General features: G+C 34.4%; 23 protein-coding genes and 1 tRNA gene. 12 read left to right on the forward strand and 12 right to left on the reverse strand.

The genetic code is table 11. The features are described 5' to 3' along the window. Positions 1 to 2 precede the first annotated feature (2 nt). On the reverse strand, positions 3 to 842 hold the full coding sequence (locus BST91_RS07810; protein ID WP_085775046.1) for a universal stress protein: 840 nt from the start codon (positions 840 to 842) through the stop codon (positions 3 to 5). A gap of 118 nt (positions 843 to 960) precedes the next feature. Here BST91_RS07810 and BST91_RS07815 point away from each other — a divergent pair, with 118 nt between their 5' ends. Beyond that, positions 961 to 1,233: a heavy-metal-associated domain-containing protein gene (locus BST91_RS07815; protein WP_042277829.1), complete on the forward strand. Its 273-nt coding sequence runs from the start codon at positions 961 to 963 to the stop codon at positions 1,231 to 1,233. Between the two features lie 68 nt (positions 1,234 to 1,301). Here the strand turns inward: BST91_RS07815 and BST91_RS07820 are convergent, their stop codons facing one another. Both BST91_RS07820 and BST91_RS07825 read right to left on the reverse strand, forming a co-directional pair. After that, complete coding sequence (locus tag BST91_RS07820; protein ID WP_042277827.1) at positions 1,302 to 1,871, reverse strand: CopD family protein; 570 nt, start codon at positions 1,869 to 1,871, stop codon at positions 1,302 to 1,304. A 49-nt stretch (positions 1,872 to 1,920) separates the two neighbouring features. Beyond that, the gene (locus BST91_RS07825) at positions 1,921 to 2,889 is read right to left on the reverse strand and encodes an NAD(P)H-dependent flavin oxidoreductase (RefSeq protein ID WP_042277824.1); all 969 of its coding nucleotides are present in this window, start codon (positions 2,887 to 2,889) and stop codon (positions 1,921 to 1,923) included. 153 nt (positions 2,890 to 3,042) lie between these two features. On the opposite strand from BST91_RS07825, the gene BST91_RS07830 reads away from it, so the two are divergent. Continuing rightward, positions 3,043 to 5,400, forward strand: coding sequence for a TonB-dependent receptor (locus BST91_RS07830; RefSeq protein ID WP_085775047.1), 2,358 nt, complete (start codon positions 3,043 to 3,045; stop codon positions 5,398 to 5,400). 3 nt (positions 5,401 to 5,403) lie between these two features. Continuing rightward, positions 5,404 to 6,201: a DUF4249 family protein gene (locus BST91_RS07835; protein ID WP_085775048.1), complete on the forward strand. Its 798-nt coding sequence runs from the start codon at positions 5,404 to 5,406 to the stop codon at positions 6,199 to 6,201. Between the two features lie 9 nt (positions 6,202 to 6,210). On the opposite strand, the gene BST91_RS07840 is transcribed toward BST91_RS07835, so the two are convergent. Further along, a complete protein-coding gene (locus BST91_RS07840; protein WP_169709769.1) occupies positions 6,211 to 6,711 on the reverse strand; it encodes a thioredoxin family protein in 501 nt (166 codons plus the stop codon). A 63-nt stretch (positions 6,712 to 6,774) separates the two neighbouring features. Further along, the gene (locus tag BST91_RS07845; RefSeq protein ID WP_085775050.1) at positions 6,775 to 7,401 is read right to left on the reverse strand and encodes an NAD(P)H-dependent oxidoreductase; all 627 of its coding nucleotides are present in this window, start codon (positions 7,399 to 7,401) and stop codon (positions 6,775 to 6,777) included. Between the two features lie 147 nt (positions 7,402 to 7,548). Between BST91_RS07845 and BST91_RS07850 the strand changes: the two genes are divergently transcribed. The 3 genes from BST91_RS07850 to BST91_RS07860 all read left to right on the forward strand — a co-directional run bounded on the left by BST91_RS07850 (position 7,549) and on the right by BST91_RS07860 (position 8,759). Continuing rightward, positions 7,549 to 7,935: an acyl-CoA thioesterase gene (locus BST91_RS07850; RefSeq protein ID WP_042277818.1), complete on the forward strand. Its 387-nt coding sequence runs from the start codon at positions 7,549 to 7,551 to the stop codon at positions 7,933 to 7,935. Continuing rightward, on the forward strand, positions 7,935 to 8,591 hold the full coding sequence (locus tag BST91_RS07855) for a SanA/YdcF family protein (protein ID WP_060524345.1): 657 nt from the start codon (positions 7,935 to 7,937) through the stop codon (positions 8,589 to 8,591). The genes BST91_RS07850 and BST91_RS07855 overlap by 1 nt, the downstream gene beginning before the upstream one ends. An 84-nt stretch (positions 8,592 to 8,675) precedes the next feature. After that, positions 8,676 to 8,759: transfer RNA gene (locus BST91_RS07860), tRNA-Ser, on the forward strand. Between the two features lie 65 nt (positions 8,760 to 8,824). On the opposite strand, the gene BST91_RS07865 is transcribed toward BST91_RS07860, so the two are convergent. Next, on the reverse strand, positions 8,825 to 10,915 hold the full coding sequence (locus BST91_RS07865) for a M1 family metallopeptidase (protein ID WP_085775051.1): 2,091 nt from the start codon (positions 10,913 to 10,915) through the stop codon (positions 8,825 to 8,827). Between the two features lie 108 nt (positions 10,916 to 11,023). Between BST91_RS07865 and BST91_RS07870 the strand changes: the two genes are divergently transcribed. Continuing rightward, positions 11,024 to 11,545, forward strand: coding sequence for a methyltransferase domain-containing protein (locus BST91_RS07870; protein WP_085775052.1), 522 nt, complete (start codon positions 11,024 to 11,026; stop codon positions 11,543 to 11,545). 1 nt (position 11,546) lies between these two features. Here the strand turns inward: BST91_RS07870 and BST91_RS07875 are convergent, their stop codons facing one another. Both BST91_RS07875 and BST91_RS07880 read right to left on the reverse strand, forming a co-directional pair. Beyond that, positions 11,547 to 12,293: a zinc-dependent peptidase gene (locus BST91_RS07875; RefSeq protein ID WP_085775053.1), complete on the reverse strand. Its 747-nt coding sequence runs from the start codon at positions 12,291 to 12,293 to the stop codon at positions 11,547 to 11,549. A gap of 103 nt (positions 12,294 to 12,396) precedes the next feature. After that, entirely contained in the window at positions 12,397 to 13,119 is a 723-nt protein-coding gene (locus tag BST91_RS07880; RefSeq protein ID WP_042277810.1) for a Bax inhibitor-1/YccA family protein, read from the reverse strand. A gap of 200 nt (positions 13,120 to 13,319) precedes the next feature. Between BST91_RS07880 and BST91_RS07885 the strand changes: the two genes are divergently transcribed. The 4 genes from BST91_RS07885 (at position 13,320) to BST91_RS07900 (ending at position 15,386) form a co-directional block, all read left to right on the forward strand. Further along, the gene (locus BST91_RS07885) at positions 13,320 to 13,886 is read left to right on the forward strand and encodes an RNA polymerase sigma factor (RefSeq protein WP_085775054.1); all 567 of its coding nucleotides are present in this window, start codon (positions 13,320 to 13,322) and stop codon (positions 13,884 to 13,886) included. A gap of 15 nt (positions 13,887 to 13,901) precedes the next feature. Next, positions 13,902 to 14,399 (forward strand): hypothetical protein, encoded by a 498-nt coding sequence (locus BST91_RS07890; RefSeq protein WP_085775055.1) that lies wholly within the window; start codon positions 13,902 to 13,904, stop codon positions 14,397 to 14,399. Then, positions 14,396 to 14,854, forward strand: a complete 459-nt coding sequence (locus BST91_RS07895; RefSeq protein WP_042277805.1) for a hypothetical protein — start codon at positions 14,396 to 14,398, stop codon at positions 14,852 to 14,854. Before BST91_RS07890 ends, BST91_RS07895 begins: the two co-directional genes overlap by 4 nt. A gap of 187 nt (positions 14,855 to 15,041) precedes the next feature. Beyond that, positions 15,042 to 15,386 carry a hypothetical protein gene (locus BST91_RS07900; RefSeq protein WP_042277804.1) on the forward strand — a complete coding sequence of 115 codons (345 nt, stop codon included), beginning with the start codon at positions 15,042 to 15,044 and terminating at the stop codon, positions 15,384 to 15,386. Here the strand turns inward: BST91_RS07900 and BST91_RS07905 are convergent. Together BST91_RS07905 and BST91_RS07910 are read right to left on the reverse strand one after the other, a co-directional pair. Further along, the gene (locus tag BST91_RS07905) at positions 15,383 to 15,997 is read right to left on the reverse strand and encodes a DUF4230 domain-containing protein (RefSeq protein ID WP_085775056.1); all 615 of its coding nucleotides are present in this window, start codon (positions 15,995 to 15,997) and stop codon (positions 15,383 to 15,385) included. The genes BST91_RS07900 and BST91_RS07905 overlap by 4 nt on opposite strands. Then, positions 15,994 to 16,911 carry a GSCFA domain-containing protein gene (locus BST91_RS07910; RefSeq protein WP_042277800.1) on the reverse strand — a complete coding sequence of 306 codons (918 nt, stop codon included), beginning with the start codon at positions 16,909 to 16,911 and terminating at the stop codon, positions 15,994 to 15,996. The genes BST91_RS07905 and BST91_RS07910 overlap by 4 nt, the downstream gene beginning before the upstream one ends. A gap of 83 nt (positions 16,912 to 16,994) precedes the next feature. Between BST91_RS07910 and BST91_RS07915 the strand changes: the two genes are divergently transcribed. Then, positions 16,995 to 17,852 (forward strand): glycosyltransferase, encoded by an 858-nt coding sequence (locus BST91_RS07915; protein ID WP_085775057.1) that lies wholly within the window; start codon positions 16,995 to 16,997, stop codon positions 17,850 to 17,852. Here BST91_RS07915 and BST91_RS07920 read toward each other — a convergent pair. Together BST91_RS07920 and pafA are read right to left on the reverse strand one after the other, a co-directional pair. Beyond that, positions 17,842 to 18,333, reverse strand: coding sequence for a DUF6646 family protein (locus BST91_RS07920; RefSeq protein ID WP_042277798.1), 492 nt, complete (start codon positions 18,331 to 18,333; stop codon positions 17,842 to 17,844). The two genes, BST91_RS07915 and BST91_RS07920, sit on opposite strands and share 11 nt — an antisense overlap. A gap of 49 nt (positions 18,334 to 18,382) precedes the next feature. Next, positions 18,383 to 20,059, reverse strand: a complete 1,677-nt coding sequence (pafA, locus tag BST91_RS07925) for an alkaline phosphatase PafA (protein WP_085775058.1) — start codon at positions 20,057 to 20,059, stop codon at positions 18,383 to 18,385. Positions 20,060 to 20,116 lie beyond the last annotated feature (57 nt).

The following is a 20,116-nucleotide window of genomic DNA, read 5'->3' on the forward strand; positions in this document are numbered from 1 at the left end:
TTTTACAATTTCAATGTTAGTACAGGTAAAATTGAATGGTTTGCTATATCTTCACTTACACTGCCTTTAAGTAATCGAGAAACACCCGTTCTTCCATGTGTAGGTATAGCGATAACATCTACTTGTGAAAGCTGTGCGTAAGACATGATGCCTTCTTCAATACTGTAATCGGCTATTCTATTCACTTTTTTGATAGCACTCAATGGTTCAGGATGATTAAGTTTTGTAAAGAAATTGAGTAAAATTTCATCCATTTCATTAGTACTCTTAAAGTTTGAACCAGGTAAATTGACGTATATTAATTCCACTCTTGATTCAAACATTTCAGCTATTTCTAGAACTTTTTTATAGGCAGGAATCACTTCTTCATCAAAGTTACTAGCCAGTACTATTTTTTCTGGATTGAAATTAAGGTCGTTTTCCTTGACCACTAGAACTGGGACCTGAGAGCTGCGTACCACTTTTTCGGTATTACTACCAGATATCACCTCTTTGAAGCCACTTGCGCCATGCGTACCCATTACTATTAAGCTGGCATCTACATCGCTTGCAAACTCGCCTATACTTTCAAAGTTCAATTCTTTTTGTAAAACTGGCTCTACAACTAATCCTTCTAAATACTCCTTATCAGTAAATTCACTAAATTGTTTCTCAGCTAGTTTTAATTGAAAAATGTTTTGTTGAACAGCTTGTGCTTGGTTTTGATTAATGACTAGTTCTTCAATACCAGCCATGTGACATAACAGTAATTTTGCATTTATTTTATGTGCAACTCGTGCTGCTACTTGTAATGCTTTTTCTGATTCTTTTGAAAAATCTACTGGAATTAAAATGGATTTCATGCTCTACCTGTTTTAAAATTATAGAACAAAATTATTCTTGATATAATTTTCTCAAGGTGACAATTATCATCTTTTTCCCAATATTCTAGAATTAATTTTACACAGTAAATTATCCTTTATGGAAACAAGTTTATTGTTACAAAACCTGAAATGTAGCGGTTGTAAAAATGCTATACTTAAACGTATATCAAAATTGGATGGAATCAAAAACATTCAATTAGATATCTCATCTAGTAAGCTTTCATTTGAATACACCAGTCATAATGCATTGGAAGGATTACGCAGTGATCTAGCTGATATGGGTTATCCAATCAGTGGTGAATCTAATACCATTGTTGAGAAAACAAAATCCTACATTCAATGTGCCGTGGGCAGGTTATCCAAAGAGTAAGATAATTACAAGTTAATTTTTAGGGTTTAAAAGCCGGTTGTAAACGTGATCTAGCAACCGGCTTTTTATTACGCTTTTCTATATCTTTTGTAGATTTTAAAAAGAATCATAAGAATCACTGCTAGTGCAAATAATCCTATTACTCCATAAATCCAATTGAGTGCACTTTTTAAAATAACTAGAAATACTACTGCAAATAAAACAAGAGTAGCACCTTCATTATATAACCTCATACCGTTTGAAGTCCACTTAACCACATTCTTATCTAACTCTTTAAGTATACTATTTGTCTTAATATGATAAATAATCAATGCAAGTACAAAGGCTAGTTTAACGTGCATCCACCCTTGTTCCAGATAGTAAGGTCTTATCAACAATAGCAAAATTGCAAAAGTTGTAGCAAGAATAGCACTAGGCCATCCTATTATAAACCAAAGTCTTCTGGACATGATTTTTAATTGATCTAAAAGGATCGTTTTATTGGGCTCTGGTTTATCATGAGCTTCAATTTGATAAACAAATAGTCTAGGAATATAAAATAAAGCCGCAAACCAGGTTACAACAAAAATCAAGTGCAACGACTTAATATATCCATAGAAATTTTCAAAATAATCTGGTAAAACAGGCTCTAATTCCATAGTAGTACAAAGGTAATATGAAAACAGTTACCGATCGTTTCAAATAGCTCTATGAGTACTTTTTGAGCGTCTCTATTTGCTTTTCAATAGCCGTTTTAAATTCAGATTTCATTCTATCTATAAGTTCACCAGCTGGTATAGAATCCTTAATAGTTGCAGATCCTTGCCCTGCACTCCAAATAGTTTTCCAGGCCTTGGCCTCAGTATCCATTTCTTTTCCAAAATCAATTTTGGCAGTTGCCTTAAGTTGTTCTTCAGTAATACCTGCAGCTTGTAAACTAGCCCCTAAGAAATTAGCATGTACACCTGATATAGCAGCCGTGTAAACGATATCACTAGCGCCAGATTGAATAATCATCTCCCTATACTCATCAGTAGCTTTAGACTCATGGGTATTAATGAATCTTGTTCCCATATAAGCAAGATCGGCTCCCATTTGCATGGCACTTGCTACATCTTGTCCTGAACTCATAGCTCCAGATAATAAAATAGCTCCGTCGTAGAACTCCTTTACTTCTCTTACAAACGGCATAGGGTTAAGAGTTCCCGCATGACCACCAGCACCAGCACATACTAGGATTAAACCATCAACACCAGCTTGAGCGGCTTTTTGCGCATGACGTTTTTTGATAACATCATGAAATACTAATCCACCATAACTGTGCACAGCATTTACAACCTCACTCACTGCACCTAAAGATGTAATAATTAATGGTACTTGATGTTTAACACACAATCTTAAATCATCCTCTAATCTAGGATTGCTACCGTGAACTATAAGATTTACCCCAAAGGGCGCTGCCTTTTTACCAGTTTCTTCTTCCCACTGCTTCAGGCTAGATTTAATCTCAATCAACCATTCTTCAAAACCTTCACTACTACGCTGGTTAAGAGCAGGAAAAGTACCTACTATTCCATTTTTACAACATTCTATAACCAGTTGTGGTCCAGAAATTAAAAACATCGGCGCTGCCACCACTGGCAATTCTAATTGATCAATTAAGGATTGTGCTTTCATGAATAGATTTGTTTTGGGTAAAGATAAGTATTATGCATGCATAAAGAAAAGAACCTGTATCAACTTTGTGCTACAATAATAAACTGTGTTTAAGGTTTTACTAACACATTAAATACGAGTGTAGTTTACATTTGTTTTTGAAAAATATAGGTTTTGAAAAAAAATATCCTCCTAGTTTTTTTTGTTCTCGCTTTCGCGAAAGCGTACTCACAAAAAGCTACTCTTTCTGGAACTGTTACCGAGGCAGCGACAAGTGAAACATTGCTCAATGTTAATGTGATTATTAAGGAATTAAAAACAGGAACCATCACAAATGAATATGGTTATTACTCTATTAATCTTCCTGTAGGGTCATACACCGTACAGTTTACCAGTTTAGGATTTACTAGTCAAGAAAAAATTATTTCCTTAAATAAGGACACTGTCCTTGACATAGCTCTAGATGAAGCCAATGAAGAATTAGAAACTATTGTAATTAAAGCTGATGTTGAAAAATTAAACACAAGATCACCTCAAATGAGCGTGAACGCTTTAAATATAGATACTGTAAAAAAAATACCAGTCGTTCTGGGAGAGACCGACCTTATAAAGGCACTTACTTTATTACCTGGTGTGAGTAATGCTGGTGAAGGAGCTGCTGGATTTAATGTACGTGGTGGCGCCGCAGATCAAAATTTGGTTTTACTGGATGAGGCTACTTTATTCGGTAGTGATCACCTTTTTGGATTTTTTTCTGTATTTAATCCAGATGCGATTAAAGATTTAAAATTGTATAAAGGTGGAATTCCTGCTAGATACGGTGGTCGTGTTTCTAGCGTACTTGAAATATACCAACGTGATGGAAACAAAAAGGAAATAAGTGGTACAGGTGGAATTGGGTTAGTCGCTAGTAGGCTTTTATTAGAAGGACCTATAAAAAAAGACAAGTCGTCCTTTTTAATAGGTGGTCGCAGTAGTTATGCTCATTTATTTTTACCTCTTTTTGATATAGATAACAAGGCTTATTTCTATGATTTGAACGCTAAATTAAGTTTTAATTTAAACGATAAGAATAGATTATATTTTTCAAGCTATTTTGGAAGAGACGTGTTTAATGTCAATGATTTATTTGGAAACACCTTTGGAAATTCATTTGTAAATGCAAGGTGGAATCATATTTACAACAGTAAATTATTTGCCAATGCATCATTAATTTTTAGTGACTACAATTATGGCCTTGAATTAGATTTTGTTGAATTTCAATTCGATAGCGGTATTACAAATCTAAATGCTAAATACGACCTCACCCATTACCTGAATGACAAGGTCAAATTACGTTATGGAGTGAACTCAATATATTATGAATTTGATCCTGGGAAAATTGTTCCTACAACACAGGAAAGTGGAGTTAATGAACGACAACTTACTAAAAAATATGCTTGGGAAAATGGATTATATATAGATGGCGAATTCAAAATTAATGACCAATTGAATATTAATGCAGGAATAAGGTATAGTAGCTTTAATCGATTAGGTCAAGATCGTTTAAGCACGTATGATGGTGATCCTGTTGTCTACAATGAAAGCCAGGGAATTTATGAAGGTGCAGAACCTACAGGAGAGACAAGAAACAGCCGTGGTACAACAATTGAATTTTTTGATGCATTTGAACCTCGTTTTTCGGTAGCTTACTCTCTTAATGATGACACTAGTATTAAGGCCAGTTATCAACGTATTGTTCAATACATTCACTTAATTTCAAACACCAATGCTCCTACTCCTTTTGATCTATATGCTCCTAGTGGAACTTATATAGAGCCCCAAGATGGTCATCAAGTTGCAATAGGATATTTTAAAAATTTCAATACTTATAGTTTAGAGATTGAAAGCTTTTATAAAACCGTGGACAATCGTCTAGATTATATTGATGGCGCCGATTTAATTGCTAATGATGATGTGGAACAAATACTGCTCGCAGGAGAAGCTCGCGCTTATGGACTTGAATTACTTTTTCGTAAGAATGAAGGTGATTTAAAAGGTTGGATAGCATACACCTTGTCTCGCAGTGAACAACGCACTCCAGGTCGCAGTGAAATAGAACCTGGAATTAATAATGGAGAGTGGTACAGTGCTCCGTGGGATAAGACTCATGATATCACCATTACTGCAAATTACGACTGGAATAAAAAATGGGATTTTGGAGCAAACTTTACCTTTCAAACAGGTCAACCTGTAACATTTCCTAACGGTCAATATAGCTTTGATAATTTATTTATTCCTACTTATGGCGAACGTAATAGCAATAGATTGTCAAACATTCATAGGCTGGATTTGAGCGCAACTTACACGCCAAAACCTGATCTAACAAAGGGATGGCAATCGAGTTGGGTTTTTAGTTTATACAACGTATACAATAGAAGAAATGCGGTGAGTATAAACTTTGGAGAAAATGAAGATACCGCTAGAAATGAAGCAACCAGACTATCGATTTTTGGTATCGTACCTGCGGTTACTTATAATTTTAAATTTTAAACCATGAAGTATCTTTATATAATCATGTTTTTGTTCTTAGGCATTGTTTCCTGTGAAGATGTAGTAGAAGTCGATTTAGACACCGCAACGCCTAGATTAGTTATTGATGCAGCTCTAGAACTCAATGAGGATGGAAGTACCTCTAGCACAGTATCACTTTCTAGAACTGCTGGCTTTTATGAAGAAAACAACCCTATAGTTACAAATGCCAGTGTAGTCATTAATGAAAGTAATGGAACAACACACAACTTCAGACACATAGGTGGTGGAGTTTATGAATCTAATACTATCAACCTAATAGATAACGAGGTTTATACATTAATCGTTGAAGATGGTAGTGATATTTATACAGCATCACAAACTTTGGAACGCACGGTACCTATCGCAACGGTCGAGCAACTTGTACTAGATAATTTAGATCCAGAAATTACACGCATTACAGTTCTTTATGATGATCCGGTAGGATTAGGAGATAATTATCTATTCACGTATCAAGATCAATACAATGATGAGCTAGATGTAGGTGATGATGAATTTACTGATGGTAATAGAGCACCATCCATTTTCTTTATGGAGGATCTGCCAGTAGGCACTGTTATTACACTAGGGATTAAAGGTATTGACTCTGATTGTTATCGCTTTTATGAAACACTACTTCAACAAACTGAATCGGGTGGACCATTTGATACTCAACCAGCAACAGTAAGAGGAAATATTGTTAATAGTGTAAATGAAGAAAATTTTCCTTTTGGTTATTTCAGAATATCTGAAGTGTTTTTCACGGAATATACCGTTCAATAAGAAAATTTATTAAAATCTAAAAATCTTTTCATTTTCCGCCATGAAGTTCCAGTGGTATCTTGCATCGCCACCTGAAAAGTTTTCAATTCTGTTTTTCTCTTTTCCCTTGTGATCTAGGGCAAGAAGCGTAGGGTATCGACTATTGTTATACTTTTCAAATAATTTTTTGTTAGCTTTTTTCTCTTGTGGACTTACAATATCATCTCTAAAAGGTATATCTAGATAAACCAAAATATAATTCTGACTCTCATTAATAAAACGAGGTGTATTAAAAAATTTTTGTTCTAGATTTTTACAAGGTGTACACCAGTCACTACCGCTGAAATAAACCAACATAGGTTTCCTAGATTCTCCCGCATGTTTTAATGCCTTATCAAAATCTGTGTACCAATCTAAAGAATCTACCGTAATTTGGTTTTCAATTTCAACTTCGTACCGTGTATTATTCTCATCTTGAGCAATAAGGCCAAAAGTTGCGACTAGGAATAGCAAAAAAACAAAATACTTCATCATAATTCATTTATCAGTTCAAATGTAAACAATAACGACTAAAAGTCAATTATCTTGCCAAACCTACTTAAACATAACCATTTCCTTCAATGGCAGTCGTACTTTCTTTAAAGATGCCATATAATCCTCACTTGATCTGTAGCCTATAGGAAGCATTAAAACACTTTTCAACCCAAGAGATTCAAGACCTAGCAATTGATCAATTTCCTTTGGCAAAAAGCCTTCCATAGGACAAGCATCAATTTTAAGTTGCGCACATACTGTGAGTAAATTACCTAATGCTATATAAGCTTGTTTTTGAGCCCAAAGTTCAATTTCGTCTTCCGTTTTTTTTGAAAAAGAATCAAGGAGAAATTCCTTGAAAGGATTCAAAATATCAACAGCAGTTCCTCTCACATCCTTCACTGTATTAAAATAAGTAACAATCTCATCTCTACCTATCTTACGAGTACAAAACACCAGAACGTGACTAGCCTGTTCCACTTGTTTTTGACCGTAACTCTTCTCTACCATCATCGATTTTAAGGCTTGGTCTTTAACCACCATTAATTTAACCGGTTGAAGTCCATAACTAGTTGCCGTTAAATTAAAAGCTTCAACGAGAGTCATTAATTTATCGTTATCTACCTTTTTAGTACTATCAAATTGTTTAACGGCATAGCGCCATTTTAAATTGTCAATAATTTCCATGCTCAATTAACGTTCTATTAAAAGTATTTTGTGTAATCTCGCTTTCGCGAAAGCATCATAAATACAAACAGTGATTGTAAATAAATACGGATTCAAAGGTACAATCCCTATAAGTTTAAAATCGCCGAAGTCCTATAATTAAAGTCTATGACTCAAACAGAAGAACGTATACAAAAATCTGTTACTCAAATTTTCAAAGCTGTATTTCCAAATACAACAAATCATTATGACACTCTTTTTGGTGGAACTGCATTACAGCTTATGGATGAATCTAGTTTTATATGCGCCACACGATTCTCCAGAAAAAAAGTAGTCACAATAAGCACTGATCAAATTGATTTTAAAAAACCAATTCCACAAGGAAGTATCATTGAGTTAGTAAGTAAAGTGATTAAAGTAGGGACAACAAGCTGCGTAGTAGAAACCGATATCTTTATGGAAGATATGTACAGTTACAATCGAGAAAAGGTGGTAACAGGTGTTTTTACATTTGTAGCAGTTGATGACGAAAAAAAACCAGTAAGTATTTTATAATGAAACGTTTATTAAACATACTGGTATTTTTAGTTATTGGTGTAATTGTCTTTGCAATAGGGCTTCAATTTCATATTAAAAGACTTGCTCAACCTATAACTCACACATCAGTTCTTGAAGCTCCTCACGCATATACTGGGATTGTATTAGGGGCTAGTGTAAAAGCAAATGGTAATTTGAGCGCAATATTACAAGATCGTGTAGATGCTGCACTAATGGCCTATCAAGAAAAAAAAATTGAGAGATTCCTGTTGAGTGGTGATCATGCCCAAAAAGGGTATGATGAAGTAAATGCTATGAAAAAGTACTTGAATAAAAAAGGTGTTCCAGATTCAGTTATATTTCTAGATCATGCAGGATTAGATACATATGATTCTATGTTTAGAGCAAAAAATATTTTTCAAGTTGACACGGCTTTAGTCTTTACCCAAGAATTTCATCTACCACGAGCGCTATACATAGGAAAAAACATGGGGTTAAATATCAATGGCGTTATAGCAGACGCAAGGATTTATGAAGGAAATTCTCATTTTAAAAGACGAGAATGGGCAGCTAATATTAAAGCATGGATGGAAATTAACATAGAAAATCCACCAAAAATTGACGGTTCTGCAATTCCGATTACAGGAAAATCACAACTCTCTCATGATAAATAAAATTTTTATTGCATTTGCGCTTTTCTAATTAAAAAAAGAAGTTATATTTGCACCCGCAAAAGCAGTTAGCTTTTCGACAAATCTGGAGAAATGGCAGAGTGGTCGAATGCACTGGTCTTGAAAACCAGCGAGGGTCACACCTCCGGGGTTCGAATCCCTCTTTCTCCGCAACATGAAAAACCCGTTTTCTATATAGAAAACGGGTTTTTTGATTTCTTACTTTAATTATTTTATTACTGACTCAAAACTCGTTCTACTTTTAATTGATCAGTATCAGACATTTCAGTCATTAAATTTTTAATAATCTCACGTCCTGTTTCTGTCTTAAATCCAGTTCTTAAATGTTCTCGCGAAGTCTTATAAAATCGCCAAACATGATGGAAACAGGCCGCGATTAAATCACGATAATTCTCCTCAGACATAATATCCAATTGAATTAAGTAATCAAACGCAGCTTGTCTTGTAATCATACTGTGTTTAGAATCTGTGTAATCACGTAATAAACTTAAATAAAGCTGTTTTTCTGCATTCGTAAATTCTGGTGTACTTAATGCTAGAACTAACCAAGACATATTTAATTCTGGACTTAATGAATCCCAGCGACTTTTTAAATCTAAAAGAAGTTCTTTCTTATTCTTAGTATCCTGCCATAATAAAAACATGGCACTTTCTCTAGTTACATAACTTGGTTCGTCAATTAAAGTTTGAATTACACTACGGTTGTAATCGTTTATTTGCTGGGTACTCAGAACAATTGCTCTATTCACTTCAAGAAGGTCATAATTAGAAACTTTTTTGATCAAGTCATATTTCCTAATATCATCATGAAGCGTTAACTGTTGAATCATCTCAATTAGAGCAGGAATGTTGTCCCTTTCATTTGCAACTTCCTTGAAACTTGTATAACTCTCATTAAAATTTGAAATACTTCTAGCTTTAAGTTGAAAAAACTCTTCCATTTCTGGATATGATCTTAATATTTGCAGTGCTTCTTTTGCAGGGAAAGATTTATTTAACAACCACATCTCTCTGAAATCAAGTAAATCTAACCCGGTTATTTCGGTAACTTTTTCAAGAAAATCAAAAGTAGTTACATTGTCATAGGCATTTGTGGTTAAATAATGTCGTATAATAGTTTTAAAAGCTTTATCGCCTACTTTAACCTTTAATGCGTGTAAAGCCCAAGCACCGTGATCATAAAAAGTTAATGAGCTAGATCCCGGATTAAGCAGCTCGGTAGATTTACCCGTGCGTGATTGCTCTACAAGATTTTCTGCTTTGGTATACAGTAGATTTAGGAAATGATTGTCTCCATATAAATATTGCTCGGCTAGCATGGAGTAATAAGTGGCAAAACCCTCATGCAACCAGTGATGCTGTGATTCTGTTTCAGTAACTAAGTTTCCAAACCACTGATGCGCCATTTCATGAGCATTTACCGTAACATAACTTCTATCATTTGATCCTATTTCATCGTTAAAAAAGCTATCACTGTAAACTGTTAAACCAGTATTCTCCATTCCAGAATACAGAAAATCCTTCACTGGGACCTGTCTATAAACTTGCCATGGATACGGGTAACCAATTTCTCTTTCTAGAAAATCAAAAATTTCCTTTGTTTTTTTATAGGTAGCGAGTGCTTTATTTTTTTCCCCTTTGTAATAATATAACTCAATTGGAACTCCTGTTTCACTAAATAGCTTATAGCTATCATATTCACCAATCACAATAGCTACTAAATAACTACTCATGGGTTGATCCATGCTATAATTCCATTGTATTACATTATCTAATTCCTTTTTTTGAGTAAGAACACCATTTGATAAAGAAGTTAAATGATCAGGAGCTGTAATTTGTAAATTCCATAACATTTTATCATTCATATCATCAATACTAGGTAACCAGTTACTAGTATATTTACCTTGTCCTTGAGTCCAAATTTGATTCCAAGACCCATCTCCTGTGGCATCAATAAAATACATGGCTTTTTTAGGCTCACTGGTGAAATTTATGCGTAGGTTGATAGTATCGCTTTCGCGAAAGCGAGAACGCAACAAGATACGCTCACCGTTATAATCTGACTTGACAAGATTTCCATTGAGAAATACCTCGTGCTCTTTCAAACTCTTGGCATCCACAAATAAAGAATCAGTTGTAGATGTTATTAGAACATCAAAAGATATTTCTCCAGTTACATTTTCAGAATCGTTCTGGAATTGAAGTCGCGCAGTTGCAGACAAAAAATCGGCATAGGTCTGTGATGGTGTGTTTTGAGAATAAACCCAAAAGCTTACAAACGACATTATAAAAGTAAGGTATTTCATAGACCGTGAAAGTACAAAAGTCATGCCTGTATAACTATACAAAGGCTCGAGCTTAACACACATTAACGAGTTAAAATCATTATACTTGCAGGTAGAAATTGACCCAACGTGTACGAGAATAGCTTCCCTAAAAAAAGATTTCAAATAACCCTTGAGTTTTTAGAAAAACATCTAGAAAAAAACAGCAGCATTCTTGATTTAGGAGTTGAAAACCCATTTAGTAAAATAATGAGCGATGCTGGCTATAAGGTCGTGAACACAAGTGGTGAGGATCTAGATGATGAACTTACTGCCATTTCCAGTTTTACAGGCGATGCTGTTACTGCATTTGAAATATTTGAGCATTTAGTAGCTCCTTATAACGCCTTAAAAGAGATCAAAACCAAAAAGCTCTTTATAAGTGTTCCCATGAAATTATGGTTTGCAAGTGCCTATCGTAATAAGAATGATGTACGGGATCAACATTATCACGAGTTTGAGTCTTGGCAACTGGATTATGTTTTAGAAAAAGCGGGATGGGAAGTTATCGATAGTATTAAATTCACAAATCCCGTCAAGAAATTTGGAATTAGACCTTTTTTGAGAAGGTTTACACCTAGGTATTACCTAGTTTATTGTGAAAAAAGGTAGTCTATTCGACAGTCCAATCTAGCCATTCATCCTTGTATAATAAGGCTGTTTGATAGCATTTAAAAAGGATAGGAAAATTACTTTTAAACTGTTTAGGTGACTCAATAAAATATTCAGTTAATACCGCCATGAACTCATACTGATTGGTAAAGGCGTATTCTCTAAAAAAAGCTGTGTTATCCAATCGTTTTTTGACTTCTGGATCCATCAATCTACGCAAGATAAGTTGATGCTGTTTATGAAATCTTTGTGCATCAACATTGGTACTATGTTCACTTTCAAAATGCAGCACATGGCAAAACTCATGTAATCCTAAATGCAAGTTGTCATTTGAATCGGCCATTCCTTGTAGAAAATCAGGCCAACTCATCGCAAGTACTCGAGCACTTGGGTTGTACTCTCCTTTATGCAATGCGTTATTAGTTGGACTAGTAAATGGCTCTGGAAAAAACAATAGGGTATCCAGCATTCCATATGTGTACTGTCTTCGACCAAAAGTGAGCTCACAAGCTACACATGCAGGAAGGACAAATTGTTCATCGGTGACGCTCTCACCGTATCGATTTTTAAAATTCTTTTGACTTATAAAATGAGCTACTCGATGCTCAAATTGCTTTTGATACTTACTGGACAGTCGTTTATAGAAAGGATAGTTTTTTAGAATACGCTTTCGCGAAAGCGGTAACTTCTTATATACAAACATTTGCCTGTACCAGATGAAGTCTTTTTTGCGCTGTAATTTTATCAATATTAATTGTGCAAAAAACAGTACAATCAACAATCCTAAGGCTCCTAGAACATACGGCGCAAGCCACTCTGAGCTTTTCTCAATTAATATGGATACCTTTAAGTTAATCGCGAGAAAGGAAAATATTAATGATATACCAGAATAATAACATAAGGCTAGCAAACAATCCAAGTGCTGCGCCAATGTACTGATCCGTATGATATTTGTGAACTAAATTTGATGTTTGATACAATATCGATCCTGCTGCTAGAATAACCATAGCACCAGAAAATATCAAGCCTAAATCAAATCCAAAAATCATAGAGGCTATAATGATTCCTATAGCTACAAAAAAACCTACTACTAGAATACTACGTAAGAAGGAAAAATCTTTTTTTGTAAATAAAACAACCGCACTCAATCCAGTAAATAATCCTAAAGTTACTACTGCAGCTTGATTGAGTAAATTTGATTGTTGTAATTCACCCACGTAAATAGCAACTGTGATTAGAGGAACAAAAATAACAGCCTCGGCAACGACAAATAGTAGTAAAGCCAAATATTGCTGTGTTTTATCATGACTAGTATGCGCAATTTTTTCGGCATAGTTTGTCGCCAGCATAAACACTCCTAGAACCAGTAACCATCGCCAGCCATTAAGCATGCTCATCATAAATTCAACAAGCGGAGTTATTCTGATAAAAACAGCTTCAACTATAATAAAAAGCAATACTGCAAGAGCAACATGCATGTAAGTTTTTCTGTAAAAAGTGGCTCTAGTTGAGTCGTTGACCTGAATTAATGATTCAAATTGAGAATCGTACTGCTCATTGTGTTGTGATTCCATATATCTGTGGTTGGTATTTTTAAGATTACTAAAATAATGATTAATAATTATGGATATCGTATTATACTGAAATATTTAAGCATATTTTGAAAGGACAACGTTTTTGAAATTCAATTTTAAAAATTGTACTAATTTAAATGCGGTAATAAATAATTTTTAATCGTTAAACCTTTGAAACTTTCTATAGTCAAAGAGTAAGTATGAGGGCAATTTCTGATCAAGAAATTTTAGAGAATATCAACAATCCGCAGCGCATGCAGTTAGGATACAAGCAACTTGTGCAGTGCTACAGTAAAAGAATATACTGGCAGGTACGTAAACTTGTAATAACTCATGAAGATGCTGATGATGTTGTTCAAAATGTTTTTATCAAAATATTTAAAGGTATTAAGAATTTTAAAGGAGACAGTAAATTGAGCACTTGGATGTATCGTATTGCTTATAATGAAAGTATGACCTGGCTAAATAAGAAAGCTCGTTCCATGCAAATTACTAGTGAAGAATTGGTTCAAAAGCTCACTCAAAACCTAACAGCCGATGTATATTTTACTGAAGACGAAGTATTGATAGCTTTACAAAAAGCCCTAGCAAGTCTACCAGATAGACAACGTGAAATTTTTAATATGAGGTACTACGACTCAATAAAATTTAGTGAGATCGCTCACATATTAGAACTGTCAGAAGGTGCTGTGAAAAGCAGCTACCATCTCGCAGCAAAAAAAGTAGAACAGTTTATAAAGACTCATCAAACTATTGAGTTGGATTAAAGTCTAAGAAATAGAATGATAAAGAAAAATCAACATAACGGCTTTAATATCCCTGATAGATACTTTGACAATCTAGAGTTTAAACTCCATAAGATTGCCGAAGATACAAATAGGAAACAATCCATGCACGGTGGTTTTCAGGCTCCTGAAGATTATTGGGAGCAACTGGATAAAAAGTTAATGAATCAACCACTGCCTATTAATGGTGAATCTAAAAGAAGTAAGGTAATTTCATTACTTACTCCTTTACTGGCTGTAGCTGCTACCATTGCAGTATTATTATACCTATTCCCAACCACCAATGAACCTAGTGATGAATTAGTGACTACCGATGGTTTAACCGGGACTGAGCTTGCTGATTATCTTGCTCCAGATGACATATTATCATCCGACTATCAATGGGCAGAGATACTTACCGATGATTTTATTGAACAAGTTGAAGTAAATGTGCAAGATGATGACCTGCATGAATACTTAAACGATGTAGAACTACAAGAACTATTTATAGAATGAAAAATATTATAATTCTGGCTGTGCTTTTAATAAGTACAACCGCTATTGCACAACGAGGTGATAGATCAAACAGAGAAGAAAGGGAAAATCGCATTGAAACTTTATTCATTGCCTATGTTACCGATAAATTAGAACTCACTACTGATGAGGCTGCAAAGTTTTGGCCCATCTACAATGAAATTAAACAGGAGCGTCGAGCTCTTGAAAAGAAAAAACGAGCTCTAATCAATGAAATTGATGACAACATGCAAGCAATGAGTGATCAACAAGCACAGTCCTATGTAAATAAGGTAATTGCTCTTGAAAAAGAAATAAATTTAAAAAGTTTTGAGAATCGCAGTAAGGAAATAATTGCTGTTATCGGAGCAAAAAGATTTTTACTACTCAAAAAAAGTGAAGTAGAATTTAGACGTAAAATGATATCTGAATTTAAAAAGAAACGACGTCGGGACTAGGTTTGAGGATATATATTTTGGTTTTCATTTGGATTGAAATTAAACCCGATGCCTTTAAAAACTCTCAGAGCTACCTGAGAGTTTTTTTCATTAGATAAAATTCTGCTACTACTATCTTACCCCTTAAAAGAAATTGAAATTAATCAAGTTGATTCCTATTTTTACGACCAATTAAAAAACAAATCAAATGAGAAAATTAATTTTTATTCTAGGATCATTTTTAATTCTTTCATGTAACCAGGATAGCAGTAAGCAAAGTGATCAAACTGTTCTTAATGAGGTTACCCAAAGTGCAGATTATCAGAGGTACGTTCAAGCCTATAATGAATATGCAGCTTGTAAGCGAGAACGTCCTAAAATCACGGAAGATTACATATCCAATAAAATAGACGACAAGGAATTTAAAAGGAGGATTGAAGTTAATAGTCAGACATGTGCCATTAAGAAGGACATTTTCAATAAATACTATCAATTACTCGAGGCACAATTTGATAAAGAGCTTGTAGTCGCTCACAAAATAATGCCTAATTAAGGTATAACTACCTCTAGAGCATCTAGTGAATCAACTGGGTTCTCATTATATATTAAAGTCCAACCTAGCGAATTGCTCAAAACATAGATTTGTGTGAGTTCACTCAACAATCTGTTTTGAGCATTTTTCATAGCATCAGAATTTTGAACCTGGCGTTTAATATCTGCTTTGACACTACGTTGAATTTTATTCAAATCCCTAGCAGTAAATTTATTTAAGATTCCTTCCTCAATATCATAATAGGTTAAATTTGGATCTACCTTAATTTCAGGTTCAGGAATTGATGTAATTCTTATTTCTTTTAGGCTTTCGTTAATTTCAACCTTTAGGTCTCTTAAATCATAAGCAATTTGAACTTCTGCATTTGAAATAAGCAAGGCCTTTTTCTTACTGTAAAAAAGGTCCAATCCATACTCCTTAGTATCCTCATAATTAAAAACCTTGGCATAATTAATTTCAGTAACCACCAGTTTACTCACATGATTAATTTGCTCTTGAATTAAAGAGGTTTGCGCGATCAATTGTTCCCTTTCAGAGTTTCTTTGGTTCCAATAATAAAAACACCCAACTAGGATCGCTCCCAATAAAACACCTAATACATATTTTCTCATTTCAATTGTACCTTTGGATATAAGGATATCACTTTATCCTTCATTTCTTTTACCATTTCCTCGTGTTTCAATTTATTTTGAGGTTTGTGAGCTTCCAACCTTCTAAATTTCTCAACGATAGACATTTGTTGATCGAGTTTTGTATCTATTACGCTTTCGCGAAAGCGAGACCACACATACTCTATTCCAACTTCATTTAAGTGAATCATATCCGACTTAAAAAATCGATAGTCTCTTAACTCATCAAGTACAACCTCATAAGCTGGGAAATAGGATACGTCGTTTGATACGTGTCCCAAAACACCTTCATGCAAACGGGATTTACTACGGGTATTTTCCACCATTCCATCTCGTGTATGACGTACTGGTGAAACAGTATATATGATTTTCACATTTGGATTGTGAGTTTTAGCTACTTGCTCTATCGTATCAAGTGCCTGATTAATTTCTTGCATGGATAAAAGCAGTTTTTCAAATATATACTGTGGTTGTTTATGACAATTTGCAACTATTTTTTTTGATTCTTTATGCTTGTAAACCCATGCGGTTCCCAGTGTCACAAATAAATGCGAGGTGTTACTAAGCTGTTTTTTAAGTTGTTTTAATTGATGATTTAAATTTTCAAGTAATTGTGTTTCATCCTCATGATTCATTTGAGAATGGACCTCGTAACAAAAAGGTGTTTCAACATCGGTTGATTGATACCATCTTTCATCTCGTACTCGTTCAAAAATTCTAGCTATGCTCACTGGATTAAACAAAATACCCATGGGATTTATCAAGGTAGGGAAACCATAGTAAATGCATTTTTCACCAATATTTTGAGCAAAACAACTTCCTATAAATATCAATTGTGAGTCATTATTTATAGGTGTTGATGCTGGTTTTATTGTAACTGGTGTAGTAAGCTGCATAATAATCTGTATCTATCAAAAATAGCAATTTTAGTAGCAACAACTTCATTAGGATAAGTAGGTTTCCATTATTTTTGAAACTTGTGAAAATAGCAATCATCATACCAGCCCATAACGAGGCAGACTATATCAAATCAACCTTAATAAGCTTAAAGAATCAATCTCATAAAGCCTCAAAAATCATACTAGTTGATGATAATAGCACCGATGATACCAGCAATATTGCTCATGAATTTTCTGCCGGCTTACCTTTAGAAATCTTAACTAACAAATCAAGCGATCAAAATATACCTGGAAGTAAGGTTATACGTGCCTTTGAAAAAGGTTTATCGCGATTAAATTTAGATGAATTTGACGTTGTTTGTAAGTTTGATGCAGATCTTATCTTCCCTGCAAACTACTTGAAAACTCTGGTTTCAACATTTAAATCAAATGAACAAATTGGTATGGTAGGTGGTCATTGCGTTATCCAACAAAAAGGACATTGGATACTTGAAAATCAAAATAATCCAGATCACATACGCGGAGCATTAAAAGCTTATAAAGTTTCTTGTTTTAAGCAAATAAATGGTATACGACCATCCATTGGATGGGATACTATTGACGAAATGCTAGCGCGATATTATGGGTTTAAGGTAATCACGGTACCAAACCTACATGTGAAACATCTTAAACCTACTGGAGCAGCTTATAGAAAAGGGTCTTGGCAACTTCAAGGTGAAGCATTTTACAAAATGCGTTACGGTTGGTGGTTAACGATGATTACGGCTCTAAAAATGAGTTTAAACAAAAAGAAGTTCTCTTTGTTTTTCTCTTACCTCTCAGGATACCTATCAAGTAAAAAAAACAACCTTGATCCATTAGTAACAGAAGATCAAGGTCGTTTTATACGCCAGTATAGATGGCGTGGAATTAAAAAGAAATTGAGGTTTAAAAATTAAAACTCATTCCGATATTAAATACAAACTGATTGTATAATTCTTCGGCTGGAGTAAGATCTTCTGTTTTATACTTAGCAAGAGGAAATCCAGCTTCAGTGTAAAGACCAAATCCATTTGTAAAGAAATAACGTGCACCTACGTGACCACCGAAATTCTTTGTAGAGAAATGAAGACCTGGATAAAAATCAAAGTTCTCATCAAGGTTAATTACATTTCCAATATTGGCATTAAATCGTAATGCAAGAGTAGATCTCTCATCAAAATCTGCATCTACCGCATCGTCTAGACCAAGTGCATAATTTGCAGCTAGACCTAAAGAAAAGTTCTCTCCTACTCCATAATCATAGGTTACACCTATTCCAGTAGCATTTTCCTGAAAACTAGCACCTACTTGTATTTTTTGATCTCCTTTACCGCGATATGCTTGTGCATAGACAGTAGTTCCTGCAATCAACGCTAAAATTAAAAGTATGTTTTTCATTTTGTTTGTTTTGAATGACAAATATATTAGAGTTCTCGAATTAACTCTGTTATTTTTCAAATAAAGCTTCGTTAATTGGAGTTCCTGTACAGCCATTAGGAAAAGCTATACCTAACAGTGTTGAAACTGTAGGTGCTATATCTGTTATAAAAATAGGCCTTGCTGTACGACCGGCATTTATTCCTGCTCCATAAAAAATGCAAGGCACATGTGTATCGTAAGCATGAGCACTTCCATGAGTAGAACCTGTTTTTGAATAAGATATTACCGCATTATCTAGTACATACATGACATCACCACTACGTTTTTGATGAAATCCTTTTTGTATGAGAGCTGCAGTACCTTCTGTAAAACTACCTTGTGTCATCTCATACCTAGTAAACACTTTTTGTACGTTATCTAATCCCAAAAGATAATCGGCAATGTAACGTTGGATGTACTTATGATCAATATTTATATCATTTAAAACTTTATAATTTAAAAAGACTTGCTCGTTGGATACATTTTCAATGATGGCATCATTACCAAACTCTTTTTTTACATGATCCTTAAGTTTTTCCCTTAATGTTCTAGAGTCAAAATAACCTGCTTGTAAGCCTTCATCATGTAAGTAAGCTGGAACGTGTACTGCACCGTGATCGGCAGTAAGAAATAAGGTATAATTTCCTACACCTACTTTATCATCTAATTCTTTCAAAAATCTTGCTATTTCCAGGTCTAGTCGCAAATAAGTATCCATTACCTCGACAGAGTTAACACCATATTGATGGCCTATATAATCTGTGCTAGAAAAACTTACTGCAAGAAAATCTGTTACATCATCCTTTCCTAGTTGTTCACCTTCAAGAGCAGCAATAGCAAGATCTGCAACAACAGTATTTCCCAAAGGTGTTGCTTTGAGTAAATCGTAATTTCCATTTTCTGCTGCTAGTTCTTTTAAATCATAAGGAAACACAGCTTTTTCTTTACCTCTAGGTGGTTTTTCATAATTATTAAGATCGGCACCGCTAGCTTTATAAGTTTCTATTGGATAAAGCGTGTTCCATTCAGTTAAGTATGATTTTGCCTTACCACTATCATTATAGTCTGCTACCCATTGTGGTAACTCTTCTTTGTAAAAGTCACTGGTAATAAATCTAGCCTCATCTTTTCCTTTAAACCAGAATGCAGCATCGGCTAGATGACCTGCAGGTAAAATAGCTCCACGGTCTTTAATGCTTATTCCAATAACCTTGGCACGATCTTGTGTATGTAGTTTCAATTCGTCGGTAACGGTTGATGTCAACAAACGTTCAGGTGACATTTTACCGTCTTCTCCATTAGTTCCAATAGAAAAACGATTATTATCATAAACGTTGTAGATGGACTGTTTTGCTACCTTATCGTACCAATTGTTTCCAATTATTCCATGATTTGCAGGTGTTGTACCCGTATAAATACTTGCATGACCAGGAGCCGTATAGGTAGGTACATAATTAAAATGATGATTAACGGCATTAAATCCATTATTCATGAGTCGCTTAAAACCATCATCACCATAGTAATCATAAAATTTAGTGAGATAATCGTACCTCATTTGATCTACAACAATTCCAACTACTAATTTTGGTTGTTGAATTCCTGTAGATGATGTTGACGATACTTGGTTTGCATCACGCTTTCGCGAAAGCGTACTACAACCTATAACCAGTGTTAACAGTACTAAAAGAACTGATTGTCGTTTCATTTTTATCATTTTGCGCAAAGGTACAAAGTGAATTTTCCATTAAGTTTAAGAAGGCAT

This window comes from Nonlabens tegetincola, from assembly GCF_002117085.1.
Classification (GTDB): domain Bacteria; phylum Bacteroidota; class Bacteroidia; order Flavobacteriales; family Flavobacteriaceae; genus Nonlabens; species Nonlabens tegetincola.